The organism is Sphingobium sp. FG125 (assembly GCF_057809795.1).
In genome coordinates, this window is record NZ_JBMDKQ010000046.1 from 1 (window position 1) to 1505 (window position 1505).

Here is a 1505-nt window from a genome sequence, read left to right on the forward strand (position 1 = left end):
AGCACCGAAAGATAGGTGTGACCGTCATAATCGGGATGGATGCCGCCCTGAAGGCAGACTTCGGTGGCACCGCGATCCCATGCTTCAGCCGCGCGACGCCCGACCTCCTGCATGTCCAGTCGATAGGCTGGTCCCCTGATGGCCTTGGTGCTGCCTTTTGAAAAGGCGCAGAAGCCGCATTTGTAGAGGCAGATGTTGGTATAGTTGATGTTGCGGTTGACGACATAGGTGACATCGTCGCCAGCAACGTCCCGACGCAGATCGTCCGCCGCCTGCATGAGCCGTTGCACATCAGGGCCATCCGCCTGGAACAGCCGCACGATCTCGCTCTCCTCCAGCCGCCTTCCCGACCGGGCAGCCCCGATCAGCCCCTCGATGCCGGCTGTCTCTGTGGTTCTGCCATGCGCCGCCAGAGCGGGGGCCTGTGCACCTGCTCCCGCATGCCATCCATCGGTGACGGGCAGCCCGCGGCCGTCGATCGAGCGCCGCACGATCCTGGCAATAGCCGGCTCGGCCCAGCGGTCCGCATCAAGCGCGAAGGCAGGCCCGATCGCGAGCCGCTCACGCAACACGCGGCCCGCTTCCAGCGTCGCCCGTTCGAGAACGTCCAGATGCGGCCAGGGGGCTTCGGGGTTGACATGATCCGGCGTGACCGGCGAAACACCGCCCCAATCATTGACGCCCGCACGCAGCAAAGCCGCAAGCTCTTGCGGCGCGTGAAGATTGGGCGGTGCCTGGATGACCATCTGCGGACCCAGGATCAGGCGGGCGACGGCGATGGTCCACAGATGCTCGTCCAGCGAAGGCTCGGGATGATCGACCATCTTCGTGTCCGGCTTGGCCCGGAAATTCTGAATGATGACCTCCTGGATATGGCCATGGCGCTGGTGCAAATCCCGAATGGCGACAAGCGCGTCGATCCGCTCGTCGCGCGTCTCGCCGATTCCGATGAGCAGGCCGGTCGTGAACGGCACGGCGGCCCGACCGGCGGCTTCGATGGCGGCAATCCTGCGCGTCGGCACCTTGTCGGGCGAGCCGTAATGGGGACCGCCCTTTTCCGAAAGCCGGTCCGATACCGTCTCCAGCATCAGTCCCATGGACGCTGAAACCGGACGCAGCGCCTTATAATCGGCATCGTCCATCAAACCGGCATTGATATGCGGCAGCAGCCCGGTTTCATCGAGAACCGCGCGGGCCATCTCCTCGACGTAGGAAAGGGTGGTATCGTGTCCGAGCGCCACGAGCGCCTGTTGCGCTACAGGATAACGCGCTTCCGGCCGGTCGCCCAGGGTGAAAAGCGCCTCACGGCAGCCAGCCGCTGCGCCCGCCTGTGCAACTGCGAGCACATCCTCGCGCGACATATAGGCCGGTTTCGATTTCGAAGGCGTAGAGGCGAAAGTGCAATAGTGGCAGACATCGCGGCAAAGCACCGTCAGTGGAATGAAAACCTTGCGCGAATAGGTCACGACCGGCCCAAAGCCAGAAAGCGTCAGGCGCTCCGATCG

At 63.9% G+C, this 1505-nt stretch carries 1 protein-coding gene; it reads right to left on the reverse strand.

The features are described 5' to 3' along the window. A partial coding sequence (gene cofG / locus ACODSR_RS20675; RefSeq protein ID WP_489078400.1) for a 7,8-didemethyl-8-hydroxy-5-deazariboflavin synthase CofG occupies nt 1-1466 on the reverse strand: 1466 nt, incomplete at its 3' end. Nucleotides 1467-1505 lie beyond the last annotated feature (39 nt).